Origin of the sequence: Winogradskya consettensis (assembly GCF_018332715.1) — a bacterium.
In the GTDB taxonomy this organism is placed as follows: domain Bacteria; phylum Actinomycetota; class Actinomycetes; order Mycobacteriales; family Micromonosporaceae; genus Actinoplanes; species Actinoplanes consettensis.
On record NZ_BOQP01000007.1, the window covers coordinates 11886 to 28427 of the forward strand.

Annotated in this window: 3 protein-coding genes; all 3 read right to left on the reverse strand. The window is 71.2% G+C overall.

Translation table 11 applies throughout. The annotated features are described in order from the left end of the window. Positions 1–62: 62 nt before the first annotated feature. The 3 genes from Aco04nite_RS07755 to Aco04nite_RS07765 all read right to left on the reverse strand — a co-directional run bounded on the left by Aco04nite_RS07755 (position 63) and on the right by Aco04nite_RS07765 (position 16539). On the reverse strand, positions 63–905 hold the full coding sequence (locus Aco04nite_RS07755; RefSeq protein WP_212996499.1) for a hypothetical protein: 843 nt from the start codon (positions 903–905) through the stop codon (positions 63–65). Positions 906–1014: 109 nt separating this feature from the next. Next, a complete protein-coding gene (locus Aco04nite_RS07760) occupies positions 1015–15207 on the reverse strand; it encodes a non-ribosomal peptide synthetase/type I polyketide synthase (protein ID WP_212996500.1) in 14193 nt (4730 codons plus the stop codon). 66 nt (positions 15208–15273) lie between these two features. Beyond that, entirely contained in the window at positions 15274–16539 is a 1266-nt protein-coding gene (locus Aco04nite_RS07765; protein ID WP_212996501.1) for an MFS transporter, read from the reverse strand. Positions 16540–16542 lie beyond the last annotated feature (3 nt).

A 16542-nucleotide genomic window follows, 5' to 3' on the forward strand; every position in this document is an offset into this window, starting at 1 on the left:
GCCCTGCGTCCCTCTGACTCCGCGTCCCTCTCACCCCGCGTCCGTCTCACCCCGCGTCCGTCTCACCCCGCGTCCGTCTCCGCCAGCCACTTCGGCGACGCGGCTCCGGCCAGGGAACGCCAGGCCTGCTCACCGCCGGCGAGGGGCCAGGCGCGCGTACGGCCGGGTGATCGCTCGATGTGAGCGTGAGTGTCCGCCAGAGCGCGCACCAGCGGGTTGAAGGCCTCCGGCTGCGAGCGGATCACCGACTCGAACCGCCGGGCCGCGTGCTCGAACCCCAGCTGCCGCTCGTCCGCGTTCTCCCGGCGGCTCAACACCACGATGGGTGGTCTCACCCCCTCCAGCAGCGCCGCGGCGAGCCGGGCACGCCCGTCGAGCAGCACCCAGCCGGCCAGTCCGCTCGCCCACCACACCAGCAGCGGCGGCAGAATCCGATCTCTGACGAGCTTCCGGTACGCCTTGACGCGCCCGTCGCCCTCGCCGGCGAGCTCCCCCAGCGGCACCACGTCGTGCCAGCCGCCGAACCAGTCCAGGTAGGCGCTGGGAAAATCGCGGATCTCCGCACCGCGCAACACGTACGAGGGAAGCGAACCCTCCTCCAGCAGCCACGATCCGTCATGCAGCGGACCCGTCCCGGCGTCGCTCAGCGCCGTAGCGAACCAGTGCAACCAGACACTGCGCTCACGGGCCTCCACGGCCGTGATCGGTGCGATCGGTGACCGGTAGGCGCCGGTCCGATAGATGTCGACGCCGTAGTGATGCCGGTCGACGCTCCCCAGCATGACCACCGCGTCACCCTGCCGCAGCACCATCCGGCGCTGCCCACCGACCTCGAACCGCAGCCCCGCCTGTGGGCGCGCGGTCACTTCCAGCGCGACCCCGCCCGCGATGTTCATCCGCTGCATGAACGCCACCGTAACCCCGGAGCGACCCCCGCTCAGCGCGCTGACCGCGGGCGGGGTCGGCGGCGCGCGGCTCCGGCTCCGGCTCCGGCCATGGACCCGGACTCGCGGCTCATGGGGTCCTGTCCGGCGGGGGCAGTGGGGCCGTGGGGTCGGTCAGGGCCTGGGTGAGCAGGGTGAGATAGCGGGTGGCCCAGGCCGCGACGGTGGGTTCGCTGAAGAGGGCGGTGGCGTAGATGATCTCGAGGCGGAGGGTGCCGTTGGGGAGGGGCTGGAGTTGCCAGGCCTGGTCGCCTCGGGCGCCGGGGAGGTCGATGGGGCGGGCGGGGGCAGGGGCCAGGCCGGGGAGGCGGAGTTCGGTGTCGCCTTCGTCGAGCATGGCGAAGTAGACGCGTTCGGGGGACGCTACGGCTTCGCCCAGGGCCGCGGTCTGGGTGCGGGACGGGATCGACTGCATGGCCAGCATCTGCCAGGTGGCTCGGGTGGCACGGTCGACGAGGTCGTTGAAGGTGCGGGCGCCGGTTGTGGGGATGATCAGCCAGGCCGCGTTGGCGAAGACGCCGACCACGCGGTCGAAGCGGGCGTCGGGGCGGTTGGCGACGGTGGAGTTGAGCGGGATTGTTCCGGCGCCGGTCAGGTGGTGGGCGAACCAGGCGAAGGCTGCGGCGAGGACGGCATACGGGGTGCTCGTTCGCTCAGTCGCGTACGCCGAGAGTTTGTCCATGAGAGCAGAGGGCAGCTCGGTGTAGTGCGCGGCGCCTGATCGGGACTGATCGGGGGTGCGCGGGTGGTCGGTCGGGAGGACAAGGGTGTGCAGGCCGGGGGTGACCGTGTCGGCCCAGGTCTGCAGTTCCTGACGGGTCCGGGGATCCTGCAGGTAGGCGCGTTCCCAGTCGGCGAAGTCGATGAAGTCCGCGTCGAGCACCGGCAGGTCGGCGGGAGTGTTCGTTTGTGCAGCGCGGTACAGCTCGGCGAGGTCCTCTGTCATCACGCCGAGGGACCAACCGTCGCAGACGCCGTGGTGGATCGCCAGCAGCAGCTCAGCCGTGGGCTCGGCCGCGGTGAACCCGGGAGCGGGCGAGGGCGCCGGCTCCGAGCCGGGGTGGAGTGGTGGGGACGGGGGTGGGGTGGTGAGCAGGGTTGCGCGGAAGCCTGGTTCGTCGTCCAGGGCGAAGGGGAGGGCGGCCCACTGGGTGGCGATCGTGTTCCAGTGGCTGCGGGGCTCTGTGCGTACGGTCAGAGGGACCGGGAGGGGGCGCAGGACCTGTTGGATCACGGTGTTGTTCTGCACCGCGTAGCGGGTGCGGAGGGCGGGGTGGCGCTCGGCCAGAGCGGTCACGGCCTGCTGGAGCGCGGAGTGGTCGACGGCGCCGGTCAGGGTGAAACGCACAGCGATGGTCAGGACGCTGGGGACGTCGCTGGCCAGGGTGCTTTCGCGCTGGCGCGCCTGGACAACCGCAGCCGGGGCGCTGCGCACCACCTCGGGGTCGACATCTTTCCGCAGGAGTTGCGCCATGCGGTGGATGGTCGGGTGCGACAGGAATTCCTGTACGCCAGGAGCGCGCCCGAACTCCGTACGCACCCTGTTCAGTAGGCGCACCGCGCCGAGCGAGTGGCCGCCGGCGGCGAAGAACGTCTCGTGCACACCGATGGCGGTACGGCCGATTTCCGCGCACCACAACTCGTGCAGCCGGGATTCCAGAGTGTTCGCGGCGCTCATCGGTGCGGGGGCCGGGGTGATCGGCGTGGGCAGGGCTGCGCGGTCGAGTTTGCCGTTTGCGGTCACGGGCAGGGCCGGGAGCAGGGTCCAGACCGACGGAATCATGTACGCGGGCAGGTCCGTCGCCAGTGCGTTCGTGAGCGATTCCGGCGTGACCGTGTCCGAGTCGGCGACCACGTAACCCGCGAGCATGACCTCGCCACGGTGGTCGGGCAGGCTGCGCACGGCTGCCTCGCGGACGCCGGGGAGGCCGCGCAGGCGGTGCTCGACCTCGCCGGGCTCGACCCGGTAACCGCGGATCTGGACCTGCTCGTCGTTGCGGTGCAGGAATTCCAGTTGCCCGTCGTTGCGCCAGCGCCCGACGTCGCCGGTGCGGTACGCCGCCCCGAACCGGTCGTGCTGGACGAACCGTTGCTTCGTCTCGTCCGGGGCGCCCAGGTAGCCGTCGCTGAGCTGCACGCCGCCGACGTACAGCTCACCGGGGACGCCGGGCGGGACCGGTTCGCCGTGCTCGTCCAGGACGCGTACCCACATGCCGGGGACCGGGCGGCCGATCGGTGGTGCCCCCACCGTGCCCGGCGAAACGCGGGCGGTGGTGCAGGCGACCGTTGCCTCGGTGGGGCCGTAGATGTTGGTCAGTGCGAACGGCAGGGTCGCCGGGCCGCAGTGGCGCAGGCGGTCGCCGCCGACGACGAGGTGGCGCAGTGCGGGGGTCTCGCCGGTCCAGTCGAGATCCAGCAGCAGCTCCCCCATCGGCGTGGGGAACATGGCGACGGTGATCCGGTTGTCGATCAGCCAGCGTTGCAGCTTCTCGGGTTCGAGGCGGATGTCGTCGGGGACGGGGAACAGGGCCGCGCCGGTGCGGACGGCCGGCCACACCTCGACGCAGGACGCGTCGAATCCGGGGCTGCAGTACCAGCTGAGGCGGTCGGCGGCGGTGACGGCGAGGTCGTCGATCCACCAGGCGACGGTGTTGGCGATGGCGCGGTGCGGAATGCGGCAGCCTTTGGGACGGCCGGTGGAGCCCGAGGTGTAGAGGACGTACGCCGTGTCGTCCGGGTCCGGGGTCACCGGCTCGAACCGCTCGGCCGTGTCGACTGTGGAGAACATCTCCGGGGTGACCACGGTGACGACCTGGGCGGCTGCGGCGATCTCCGCGCGGCGGGCAGCCGGTTGCGCGGGATCGAGTGGCACGTAGCCCGCGCCGGTCCACAGTGTGGCGAGCATGGCGGTCACCGCGTCCGCGCCGCGGGGCAGCTCGATGCCTACCAGGGTGCCCGGGCCCGCGCCGGCTGATCGGAGGGTGGCCGCGAGTGCCGCTGCCTTCTCTTGGAGTTGCTGGGCGGTGGTGATGCCGGTCGGCTCGTGGACGGTGAGGGTGACCACGGCGGCGGCGGTCGGCTCGTGGATGGGGGTGGGGGTGGTGATCGGCGTCTGGGCGTACGGTGCGGGTGGGCGGCCGTGTTGCCAGAGGGTGAGGTGGGCTGCGTCGGCTGCCGTGAGGCGCGGCAGGGAGGCCAGCGCCGCGCCGGGGCGGGCGAGGCCGGTGCGCAGGGCCAGGAGGAACTGGTCGAGTACGCGGCGGGCGGTCGGCTCGTCGAACAGGTCGGTGGCGTAGTCGAGGCGCAGGTCCCAGCCGGTGAAGGAGAAGGTCAGGTCGAACGGGGCGCGGCGGGCCGCCAGTGGGAGCGGGTCGGCGTCGACTCCGGGGAGGTCGAGGGCGAAGACGGGGGCCCGGTCGTACTGGATGACGACGTCGAAGAGCTTGTCCGCGTGTGTCGCCGCGAGGATGGCGGGGAGGCCGAGGCTGCGGTGGTCGTGGGCGTCCAGCACGGTGGTGCGTACCGAGCGGGTGAGGTCGGCGAAACCGTCGCGGTCGTTGACGCGTACGCGGATCGGCAGGGTGCTGAGATATGGGCCCACCTGCTGTTCCGTGCCGTCGGGGCGGTCGGCGACGGGTGAGCCGATGATGACGTCCGGTTCGCCGGTCAGCCGGCGCAGGGCGATGGCGAGCGCGGACACCAGCACCGTGTAGACGGTTACGCGGTGCTCGCGGCAGAACTGGGCGATCCGGTCGTGCTGGGCATCGTCGATGGTGGTGCGCACGTTTTCGCCGGCGCCGGTGGGCCGCAATGGCCGGGGACGGTCCGCCGGGAGCTCGGCACGGGCCGCGCGGTCAGCCAGCGTCGTCACCCAGAACTGCTGGTCCACGTCGTTACGGTTGCTCTCCCGCTGGGGCGCCGGGGGCAGGGCGGGAAGCCCAGGATCCCTGTCGTCTTTGTAGGCTCGATAGGCGGTGGAGATCTCGCGGGTGAGGATCTCCGCCGACAGCGTGTCGATGACCAGGTGGTGCATGCGCACCACCAGCAGATGCTGCTGCGGGGCCTCGCGGATCAGGCGCGGCTCGAACAGTGGACCGGCAGTGAGGTCGAAGCGGTGCCGGGTCTCGGCATCGACCGCCCCGGCCTCGGTCTCGCCCTCCGTCACCGGCAAAGGGCGCGGCCGGGCATCCCCCACCAGCATGCGCGGAGCACCGTCGACCTCGGCGAACGTGGCGCGCAGGAGCGGGTGGCGCTGCACGACCAGATCGAAGGCCGCGCCCAGTGCGGTGACGTCGAGGTCGCCGGTGAGACGGACGAACACCGACTCTGTGTACGCGGGACCGGGCCCCGTCTGCTCCGCCAGCCACATCTGCTCCTGAGCCGGAGTGAGCGTTCGTGTCCGCTCCCCCACCTCCAGCAGGTCGCCCAGTTGCTCGATCCCGGGCAGCCCGGCCAGCATGCGGTCAGGCGGCACACCGAAATCGACGAAGCAGCCGACCTCGTCGACGCCCAACTCGGTCAACCTGGCGACCAGCGGCGCGCACTCCCGCGCACCACCGATCAGTGCCCGATCGGTGGTGTAACGCTCATACGCGCGGCGCAGCAGGAACTCCAGATCGTCCGCGGGCGTCGAGTCCAGGTCGATGTGCATGCCCAGACTGTTCGTGAGCTGTCCGAACAGCGCCAGCGACGAACGCAGGTAGTCACAGAACGGCTCGAACGCCTCCGCCCTCGCCTGCTCGCCGTCGTCGCCCAGGTAGGTGTGCAGCAGGAGCACCACCCGTCCGGCTTCCGGATCGAGGCCGGCGTCGTGGCGCGCTGCCCGGTAGATGGCGATGTTCGCGGCCAGTTGCTCGACTGTCTGCGCCATGAGGTTCGTGATGACGCCGAGGCCCGCCGCGCCCGCTCGGCGATAGCTGTCCGGGTTGCCGACCACCGCTGTGTAAAAGTCGGGCATCGGCTGGATCGGGCGGGGGAACAGGCGTACCTCGGTCTGGGTGCCGTCACCCGCCGTGCCCGTGACCGCTTCCCCGCGCCACAGCTGTTTGATTCGGTCGATGCCTTCGTACATGCGGTCGCGATGATCGCCGTATGCGTGGGGGGCAAGCACAAAGTCTCGCGCGTGCCAGCCGCTTGCACAGCCGAGCGCTACCCGGCCGCCGGACAGGTTGTCCACCATCGACCACTGTTCGGCTACCAGGATGGGGTCGTGCAGGGGCAGCACCACACAACCGGCCCGTAAGCCGATCCGGGTGGTGCGGGTCGCCAGAGCCGCCGCCAGCACGGCCGGGTCGGGGAAGATGCCCCCGAACGAGTCGAAGTGACGCTCCGGCAACCAGACCGCGTGCAGCCCGTGCTCATCACCGAACGTCGCCGCGTCGATGATCGCCGTGTATTTCGCCTGCGCGCTCTCCCGGGGGTAGTCGCCGAAGAAGTAGAGGCTGAGATCTGGCTTCTTCGGTGATCGCTTCGGTGTTTGCTCTACCGCTCGCGTCCCGGGTCTCGTGGTGTCGGGCGTCCTAGGAACCTGGGTTGAATGGGTGGGCGTGGGGCGGCCTGACTGCACATTGGTTGCTGCGGGGGATGCGGTAACTCCGGGCCATGTGGTGGCCGCTGTGCTTGCGATGGCTGTGCTTGCGATGGCTGCGGCTGCGGGAGCTGGGATTGCGGGAGCTGCGGAAGCCGCCGTGGGTGCGGGAGCCCTGGGTGCCGGAGCGTTCATGGCCGCCGAGTCCGTCATGGCTGCGGGCGCCGTCAACGCGGGCGCCGTCAACGCGGGCGCCGTCAACGCGGGGGGCGTCATGGCTGCGTGGGCTTCGGGGTGGGGGAAGAAGCCGGCTGCGCGGAGGTCGGTGAGGCTGGTTTTGGCTGCGTTGGTGATGAGGGTCAGGTCGGCGTCGGTGTGGGCGGTGGAGAGGAAGAAATTGCGCCATTCCCAGACGTGGATGCCGTTGAGCAGGAGGTGGTGGAAGAACAGGTCGAGGCTTGCTGTGGAGGTGAAGCGGAACAGCGAGCCGAAATGGTGGAGCCGGAGCGGGAATTCTTCCTCGGTGAAGTAGTCGTTGAGGGTGGTGGCCAGGCCTGTCGTTCGTGCGTTCAGGTGTTCCTGCAGGGCCGGGCCCTCGTCACGCAGATGCTGCAGGACTGCCTTGGCAGCCACCATCGACACGGGATGCTGCAGATAGGTGCCGCCGAAGAACGTGGTGTCCTGCGGTGGGGCGCTCGCGTCGCCGTAGCTCCAGAAGCCGCCGTCGACCCAGTCCATGATGTCCGCGCGGCCCGCGATCGCGCCGATGGGGTAGCCGCCGCCGAGGACTTTGCCGTAGGTGGCCAAGTCCGCGCGTACGTTGAAGAGGGCTTGTGCTCCTTGCTGGTGGGGGCGGAAACCGGTGAGCATCTCGTCGAAGATGAGCACGATGCCGTGCCGGTCGCAGAGCTCGCGCAGGTGCCGGACGAACTCCACGGGCTGGCGGTCCGGGTGCCGGCTCGGGACGGGTTCGATGACCACCGCCGCGATCTGCCCTGCCTCGCGGGCGATCGCCTCCAGGCTGGCCGGGTCGCCGTAGGTCAGGACCCGGATCTCCGCCACGGCCGAATCCGGAATCCCTTCCGAAACCGGCACCGTACGCAGCCCGGCGCCGTCAGGCACCGATCGGCTCAGCACCGGATCGATGTGCCCGTGGTACGAACCCTCGAATGTCACCACAACCGACCGGCCGGTGTACGCCCGCGCAATCCGCAACGCGCCCGAGTTCGCCTCGGTGCCCGTGGTCGCAAACGCAGCCCGATCCATGCCGGTCAATTCGCACAGCAACTCGGCGACCTCACCGGTCTCCTCGCTGCGCGGACCGAACCGCATCCCGTTGTCGAGAAACGCGCTCACCGCATCGGTGACGAACGCGGGTTCATGGCCGAACAGCAGCGTTCCGAACCCCATGGTGATGTCGACATAGGAGTTTCCGTCCACGTCGATCATGTGGGCGCCCTTGGAGCTGCGGGCCGCGATCGGGTAGAGCATCTCCTTGGTCGCGCGGCGGAACCCGACCACCGCCCGGCTGTCGGCCAGCCTGCGGCGGTGGCGTTGGGTGATCTGCTTCGAGGTTGCTGTGCGGGCGGTGTAGCGCTTGATCAGATCATCGACGTGTTGCTGCTGGCGCGCGTCCATCCGACCTGAGGTCGCGCTGCGGGGAATGGCCTGCGGGCGCGGGCCGAACTGGGCTTCGCCGGATGGCCCGGGTGCGGATGGAAACTGCGGCACGGATGGCGGCTGCGGCACAGACAGCGGCTGCGGTGACGGCGGGGGCAGGGCAGATGCGGGTGGCGACGGGGGCGGGGCGGTGGGGTCCGCGGGCATCGCCTGTAGCTGCTGGGCCATGAGGTCGGTGAAGCGGCCGATCAGGTCGAGTTGAGATCGGACTATCTCATCCCGGGCGGGTGAGGCTGAGCCGGACGGGGGTGAGAGGTGCGCGGGCGCCCCGAAAGTCGGCGACGCCGCGGCTGAAGTATGCGGAGCGGCGGCCGGGACGGATGCCGGAGCGGCTACCTGGACGGACGGGGTGGCCATGGGACGTGCCGCCTGGGCTGGGGCGGCTGCCGGGCCGGGCTCCGCTGCCGGATGGATGGCAGCGAGCGGGGCGGCAGCGGGGAGAGGTGATGAGGGCGCGGCAGTGGGTGGCGCGATGGCCGGAACCGAAGCCATGTCGGGAGATGGGGACGGGACAGTGGAAGTGACGGCGATGGTGGCCAAGGCGGCTTGTTGGGTGGGAGGCATGCGGGTGGTGATGGTCTGGGCCAGGAGGGCGGCGGTGTCGTAGTCCTCGAAGAGTTCTCGCATCGCTATGCGGATGCCGAAGGTGGATTCGAGTTCGCGAAGCATGTTGATCATGAGGAGGGAGTCGGCGCCGAGGTCGAAGAAGGGGCGGTCGGTGGGGAGGTCGGCCGGGGAGGTGCCGAGGTGGCGGGCGGTGATCTCCTGGACCCGGGTGAGGACGATGGTGGCCACGGCGGGGGCTGCTGCTGAGGGGTGGGAAGGCATGGCAGGGAGACCTCCAGCGGCAGGGAGCACAACGGCGGGGGCAACGGAAATGAGCTCGGCATCGGCGGGGCCTGCGCCGGCCTCGGAGTCAGCGGCCGCGGACGGGGCGGGAGTTGGTGTGGCTGGGGTGGGCCGTGTGTGCCAGTGGGGGGTGGGACGGAAGGGGGTGGTCGGCAGGGGGATCCGGTGGGCGGGTGGGGTCAGGGGGGTGAAGGTGAGGGGGTGGCCGGTGCGGAAGAGGTCGGCGGCGGCCTGGGGGACGCCACCGGTTTTGCGGGCGAGGGGGATCCAGGTGGTGTCGGGCCAGGATTGGCCGAGGGCCGTGAGGGTGGCGGCCGGGCCCAGTTCGAGGAAGGTTCGGTGGCCGGCGGTGTGGAGGGATTCGAGGGCTGTGCGGTAGTCCGCTTGGGAGCGGGTGTGGTGGGCTACGTGGGTGCCGTTGAGGAGGGTGCCGGCGGGGTGGTTCACCAAGGGGATCTGGAGGGGGTGCCAGGTCAGGAGGTCCGCCTGGATGGTCAGGTCGGTCAGGATGGGGTCCATGGCCGCGGAGTGGAAGGCGTGCTCGGCGGTGAGAGGGCGGTAGCGGATTCCGGCGTCGTCGAGGGCTGCGCGGGCCTGGTGGATGGCTTCGGGGGTGCCGGCGATGACCTGGTTGTCGGGGCTGTTGCGGACGGTGTGGGTCAGGCCGGGGAGGATTTCGCAGAGCTCCGCCGCTGTGGTGTCGTCGGTGAGGACCGCGAGCGCGGCGCCGGGGGCTGTGCGTTGGCGCATCAGGTTTCCGCGCAGGGCGGTCAGGAACAGGGCGTCCGGGAGGTTCAGGGCGCCGGCCAGGCACAGGGCCGCGTACTCTCCGGCGCTGTGTCCTATCAGGACGTCAGGATTGATGCCCATGGCGGAGAGCAGGCGGCCCTGGGCCACCTGGATGGCGAGTAGTGCGGGTTGGTCCAGGGCGGTGTTGCCGCGTGCAGAAGTGAACAGGTCGCCGCCCCACCAGCGGTCGTGGAGGGTTGCGCATTCGCGCAGTGTGTCGCGGGCGATGGGGTAGTGCATCAGTTCGGCGGCTGCGCGAGTGGTGTCGGTGCCCTGTCCGGAGAGGGCGAAGACCACTGAATCCGCGGCGGCTGTGGCCCTTCCTGTGACGCCATGGAGGGGCAGCGGGACCGTGGCAGAGCGGAGCGCGGCGGCGTGTTCCCGCAGGGATGTGGCGGTCTCGCTGGCTGTTTCGCCCCAGACCACGAGGCGTGAGACGTAGCGCCGGCGGCCTTCGCCGAGGGTGGTCAGTACGTCCGCGGGGGTGGGTGGCTCGGCGTCTTCCAGCCGGTCGGCGACGCGTTCGGCCAGTGTGGCGAGGGGTTCAGTGGCCACAGCCGACAGCGGGATGAGGTAGCCGGGCGACGAAGGCGGTGTCGGGACCTGGGGTGGGGCTTGTTCGATGATGACGTGGGCGTTGGTGCCGCCGACGCCGAGGGCTGAGATGCCGGCTCGGCGGGGTTGCCCGAGTGGCCAGGGTGCTGCGGTGGTGGGCAGGACGAACGGGCTGTCGCCCAGGCGCAGGGCGGGGCTGGGTTGGTGCAGGCCGGCGATCGGGGGGATGACGCCGTGCCGGATCGCGAGGATCGCTTTGATCAGGCCGGCCATGCCGGCGCAGGTGTCGAGGTGGCCGATGTTGGGTTTCACGGCGCCGAGGGTGAGGGGGCGGCGGCGGGTGGCGTACACCGTGCGGAGGGCTTCGATCTCGATGGGGTCGCCCACGGGGGTGCCGGTGCCGTGGGTCTCGAGGTAGCCGATGTCGTCGGGGCCGAGGCCGGCCGCGGTCAGGGCGCGGCGGATCACCGCGGCGTGGCCGGTGACCGAGGGGGCGGCGTATCCGGCTTTGTCGGCGCCGTCGTTGTTGACGGCGGTGCCGGTGATGACGGCGTGGACGGTGTCGCCGTCGGCGAGGGCGCGGTCGAGGGGTTTGAGGAGGACGGCGGCGACGCCGTTGCCGCCCACGGTGCCGTCCGCCGAGGCGTCGAACGCGCGGCAGGTGCCGGTCGGCGAGAGGATGGAGCCCTGCTCGTAGCGGTAGCCGGCGATACCGGGGATGTGCAGCGCCGAGGCACCGGCGAGGGCCATCTCGGCGTCGCCGGCGAGCAGGGCGCGGACGGCCTGGTGGACGGCGACCAGCGAGGTGGAGCAGGCGGTCTGGACGCTGACCGCGGGGCCGGTCAGACCCAGCTTGTACGCGACGCGGCTCGCGAGGAAGTCGCTCTCGTTGCCGATCGTGGCCTGCAGTGCGGCTACCTGATCGGCGGGATCGAGGCCGGCGAGTTGTTCACGCAGATAGGTACGCAGGGAGTAGAGGTGCATGCCGGATCCCGCGTACAGCGCGATCGGGCGGTTCGTCCCCGCGTACCCTCCGTCCTCCAATGCTTCGTGGCAGACCTCGAGGAATTTGCGGTGCTGGGGGTCCATGAGCGCGGCTTCACGGGGGCTGATGGCGAAGAGCTCCGCGTCGAAGCCGGCGATGTCCTCGAGGGCGCCGCTGGCGGGCACGAACTGCGGGTCGTCGACGAGGGTGGCGCTCAGGCCGGCGGTGAGCAGTTCGTCGCGGGTGAAGCGGCGGATGCTGATCCGACCGTCGAGCAGGTTCTGCCAGTACTGCGCGGTGGTGCCGGCTTCGGGGAAGCGCAGGGCGATACCGATGACGGCGATGCGGGTGTCCGCGGTCGTCGCTAGAGGCGAGTCGGCCGGGCGCCGGTCGCCGGCGAGATGGGCTGCCAGTGCGGCGGGGGTGCCGTGTTCGAAGAGCATGGTCTGCGGGAGGGTGCGGCCGAGGGACTGTTCCAGCAGGGTGTGGGCGCGCAGGATGGCGACGGAGTCGAGGCCGGCGTCGTAGAACGGGGTGTGGTCGGGGATGCCGGGCGGGAGGGCGTCGCGGACGAGGCGGTGGACACCGGAGTCCATTGTGGCCGGTGGGGTCGCACGAGCCGGAACGGCAGCGGACGGCGCCAGGAGCGACGGGGGCTGGATCAGGCCTCGGAAGCGGGTGGCTGCAGGGTCCACGCCGAGCAGCAGGTGGCCCGGCGCGAGGGTCAGCGCCGTAAGGGTCTGGGCGGCGGCTGCGGCGGGTTCCGTGACGCGGGCGTACCGGCGCAGGGTGTCCTCGATTCCCCGCTGACCGCGGGAGATGCCGGTGCCGCGCCACGCGCCCCAGGACAGGCACCAGACGGGGTTCGTCGCCGCGAGCTGATCGCAGAGGGCTTCCAGGAAACGGTTCCCGGCCGCGTAGGCGCCGGCGCCGGCGACCGGGACGCGGGCCACGAGGGAGGAGAACGCGACCAGGCGGCAGCCGGGCCGCCGGGCGAGCACGGCGGCGACTGCCAGAGAGCCTTCCACCTTGGCGTACGTGTGAGCGCGCCAGCGGTCAGCCTCGGTGTCCGCGAGGGGTTCGAGGGCGTAGTCACCGGCAAGGTGCAGCACGCCGTCGAGCGGTGCGCCGCCGTCGTCCTCGAAGGCGACCACGGCTTGTTCCAGGTCCAGGGCTGAGGAGTAGCTGACCCGGTGACCGGCGGCGGTGAGCGCGAGGAGTGCGGGGTCGCTGTCCGGGGAGGCTGATCCGCGACCCGTCACCAGCAGATCGAGCCCATGAGGGAGTGCACCGAGCAGCGCGGCCGCTACTCCCCCGCGTCCGCCGGTGACCAGCCAGCGAGAGCCTCTGCGCAGCAACGGTTCCGCGTTGTCCGGCGCGGGTTCGGCGGCATGCAGGCGCCAGACCAGGGGCCGGCCCCGCCAGGCGATGACGGGCTCGTGGTGCTGCCAGTTCGCGTCGAGGGCCGACTGCAGGGCGGCGGCGTCCGCGTCCACGTCGTGGCCTGGCAGGTCGAGGTGCCAGACACGTAGGCCGGGGTGTTCGAGGGCGAGGCTCTCGCCGATCGACGCGGTCAGGGCGGCGGGGGCGCTGCCGGGTTCGGTGCCGTCGATGCGGTGCAGGCCGCGGCTGACGGTGACGAGCTCACCGGTCCAGCCGTCGTTGAGCAGGTCGCGGATGAGGTCGAGGAGGCGGTCGGAGCAGGCGGCGAGGGCGGCGCCGGTGGACTCGGGGCCGACGTAGCTGGCGGCGTACACGATGCGGTCGGAAACGTCTCCCGCGGGAAGGGTGAGTTGTGCTGTCAGGCCGAGGTCGTCAGGGATGATCCTGGTCGTGACGGCCGACGGCCGATCCCGCAGCAGAAAGGGTGACCAGCGGCCGCGGAAGACGGAGCCGGTGTCGTAGCCGCCGGCGATCCAGCGGGCGCGCATCCCGGCGCGCTGGATCTTCCCGCTCGTGGTCTTGTCGAACTGGTCCGGGCGCACGGCGACGACCGTGGCGCCGATGATCTGCAGGCGTTCGGCGAGGTGGCGGCGGATGCGGCTGAGCAGTTCGGGGTCCGGGGCACCGGCCGGGACGAACAGGACGGCGATGCGTTCGATGCCCTCGGCGTCGGGCACGCCCAGGGCCGCGACGAAGCTGACCGCGACGCCGTCGACCTCGCCGACGGCGTCCTCGATCTCGTGGCAGAAGTAGTGGACGCCGTTGACGATGATGACTTCCTTGGCCCGCCCCGTGATCGTCATACGTCCTTCGTGGACGAACGCGAGATCACCGGTGTCGAACCAGTCGCCGTCGGGGAACGCCTCGCGGTTGGCCTCGGGGTTGTGCAGGTAGCCGGGGAGTACGCGCTCGGAGCGGACCTGGAGCCGGCCGATGTGCCGTTCCGGCAGGGCGGTGCTGCCGTCGGCGGCGGTCACGCGCATCTCGGTGCCGGGCACGGGCGGGCCCATGCTGAGCAGGGTGCTGTCGCCCTGGGCGGGCCGGTCGTGCAGGTCGAGTCGTACGCCGCCCGCGCCGACCCGCACGTGCTGAGCGGCCGTGTCGTCGAACGGCTGGTAGCCGGTGACCGTACAGGTCTCCGCCATGCCCCAGGCGAGCAACAAAGGACGGACGCCGAGGCCGAACTGTTCGGTCGCTTCCGCGAACCTGCGCATCACGGGTTCGGTGCACTGCTCGCCCGCGTTCACCAGGCTGCGTACGTGCCGCAGGTCCCAGCTGCGCGGATCGCCACGGCGCAGCGCCTCGGCAACGAGTTTGAACCCGAAGTTCGGGGACCAGCTGTGCTCGGCGCGGTATTCCTGCAGCAGGTCGAGCCAGCGCAGCGGGTCGGCGAGGATCAGCGACGTGGCGACGTGGACGCTCGGGCTGCCGAGCAGGATCGGGCCGAGATGCGTCATGACCAGGGCGGCGACGTGGTCGAGCGGGAGCCAGTTGAGGGCGGTGTCACCGTCGCGGAACCGGCCGGCGTGCCGGGCGCCCTGGGCGTAGCGGAGCAGGCCGCGGTGGGTCAGCGGAATGATCTTGGACTGGCTGGTGCTGCCCGAGGAGAGCTGCAGGACGGCGACGTCACCGGCGGCGGGCAGGTGCGGGTCGGGGGCGGGTGCGGCGCCGGCGTACGCCGCGAGGTCGTGAACGCGCATGCCGTCGCCGCCCGCGTAACCGGTGAGGGCCGCGACCGTGGCACCGCCGGACAGGACCGGGGGTTCGCCGAGCGTGCGCCACGCGTGCATCAGCTTGTCGAGGGTGGCGTTGCGCTGCTCGTATCCGGGCGCCTGGGCAACGGCGACGGGCTGCACGCCGCCGAGCACGCAGGCCCAGAGGGCGGTGAAGTGGCCGGTCAGGGTCGGAGCGTGCAGGATCACCGGGTCGCCGGGGCGCAACCCCTCGCCGCGCAGGCCGGTGAGGGTGCGTAGGGCGGCGTCACGCAGTTGCGCGTACGTGAGGTGGCGGGTGCCGTCCGCCTCCACCAGGGTGAGGCCGCGGTCGGGGAAGCGGTTGGCGGCTCGGAGCAGGGCTCGGACCAGGTCGGGTGGGTCGTCGGGTCCGGTGGGCAGGGTGCCGCCGCCGATGATCGCGGCCGGGCCCTCCGGGATTTCCGGGGTGACCGGTGTTTCCTGCCGGGCCGATGGAGCCGACACGGCATGCATGACAGACCGGTCAAGATCGCCCTCATCGGTACGCGCGATGCCCGTCACCGCCGTGACCTGGGGTAACTCCCGCGTGAACGGTAGTACCGCCGCGGTGACGATGCGCCGGGCATCCCTCGCGTCGACTCCCGGCGCCGGCACCACGAAGACCTCGCCAGGGCCTGCTGCGAAGTCCGCGATGTCCTCGCAGGCGGCCAGCGCGGCGGTCAACTCGTCGAGCTCTGGCATGGAAGGCCCTTCTGCTCAGGCTTGTCTCGCTGCGTCACGCTGGTGATGGGTCACGCTGGTGATGGGTTACGCCTGCGATGGGTCACTCCTGTGAAGAGCGCGGCGGCCGATGATCAGTGGTGGGACGATCGCCAGCAGGATGACGAGGCCGTGCATGAGCGTGGCCGTCCACAGCGGATTCCAGAGTTCGACCAGGACGCCGGCGACGAGCATTCCCGCGCCGAGCCCGCCGTTCTCCGCCATCGCGGTGAAGCCGAACGCGTAGCCCCGGTACGGCTCGGGTTCGGCCTGGATGCGCGTCGAGTAGGTGATCTCGGTGTAGCCGTCCGCGATGCCCGCTATCAGGGCGACCAGGAGCATCAGCGGGAACGGGAGCCCGGTGAACGCGGCGACGAAGGCCAGCGACATGACGCAGGTGCCGATGAGGAAGCCGCGCTGGGTGCGGCCCGGCTCGTCGTAACGGTCGCCGAGGCGCCGGCGCACGACGCGTACACCCTGGTGGGCGAGGATGAGGCCGACCGCCCAGACCGCGAAGAACAGACCCAGGAAACCGGCCGGGTCACCGGGGTGGTTCTCGGTGGCGTAGACGGGCAGGCCGACGTTGTGCGAGGCCGAGCCGAACGCGTCGACGGCGCGGACGGCGACGATGACGCCGATCGCGGGGACGGCGGTGAGCACGACCCAGCTCCTGGTGCGGCGCGGACGTTCCACCTCGGACTCCCGCCGCGGTGCGGCGAAATTCATCGGGACGAGGATCAGGATCGCCGCCGGCACGAGGAAGGTCGCGGCGTCGATGGCGAAGGCGGCCCGGTAACCGAGCCATCCGACGAGCACGCCACCGGCCGCGAACCCTGCAGCGGTCGCCACCGCGCGCCCGGTGACCAGCAATCCGTTGGCGGCGACCCGCTGGTCGGCGCCGACGAGATCCGGGACGCTGCTGCGCAGCAGGACCGCCGACGTGGTGCCCAGCAGCCCGGCGACCACCGCGACGACCGGCAGCAGCACGAGCTGGGTCTGTTGCGGGGTGACCGCCAGCGCCGTGAGCGTGGCGGCCTGCACGATGTTGCAGCCGATCAGGACGGGCCGCCGGGGCAGCCGGGCGGCGATCCAGCCGGCGCCGAGCCCGGCGAGGAATCCGCAGCCCAGGCGCAGGGCGAGGAACGCGCCGACGCCGACGGCGCTGCCCGTGGCCTGGTAGACGAACAGGTTCAGGGCCACCATGTTGAGGAAGCCACCGAACGTGGAGATCATGCTTCCGGCTGCCAGCAGACGGAACCGTGACAACGATCCGACCCGCGGTGGCGATGAGGTCAGGCTGGTGAGGTCTGCCACGCG